This is a genomic window from Corallococcus llansteffanensis (assembly GCF_003612055.1).
GTDB classification, from domain to species: domain Bacteria; phylum Myxococcota; class Myxococcia; order Myxococcales; family Myxococcaceae; genus Corallococcus; species Corallococcus llansteffanensis.
Window position 1 is genome coordinate 1 of sequence record NZ_RAWB01001196.1, and the last position, 434, is coordinate 434.

The 434-nt window shown below is 60.6% G+C and carries 2 protein-coding genes; one reads left to right on the forward strand and one right to left on the reverse strand.

Going from position 1 to position 434, the window contains the following annotated elements:
* On the reverse strand, positions 1–286 hold a 286-nt coding region (locus D7V93_RS44110), incomplete at its 3' end, for a hypothetical protein (RefSeq protein WP_208723393.1).
* 19 nt (positions 287–305) lie between these two features.
* Between D7V93_RS44110 and D7V93_RS47840 the strand changes: the two genes are divergently transcribed.
* The coding region (locus D7V93_RS47840; protein WP_443652014.1) for a Nif3-like dinuclear metal center hexameric protein at positions 306–434 on the forward strand (129 nt) is incomplete at its 3' end.

Below are 434 nucleotides of genomic sequence, written 5' to 3' on the forward strand. Positions count from 1 at the left end.
GATCGGCGCTGGCTTGAGGGTTGGTGCCACGCTTCGGCGCGTTTTTGCTGCTGAAGATGTTGACCACCGCCGGCATCGCGACCTTGGCCGCTTCTGCGTAGGAGTTGCTGGAGGTGCCGCCGTGGCCGATCGGCGCGACTTCCTTCAGCGCGACGATGGGCGAGCCGGATTGCACTGCGACCCTGCCGCGCTGCAGCCAATCAGGCTTGAGCGTGGCGATCACAAACCAGACGGCCAGGACGACCGTGACGGCTTGCGCAAAAAACAGCCAAAAGCGGCGCAACATAGAGCGAAGTTGAGTCCAAATGGATCGAAAAGAACTTGAATTGTACTTGAACGACCTGTTGCAGGCGGCCCGTTTTCGGGACTACTGCCCCAATGGTCTGCAGGTGCAAGGGCGCGAAAGCGTTACCCATATCGTGACGGGCGTGACG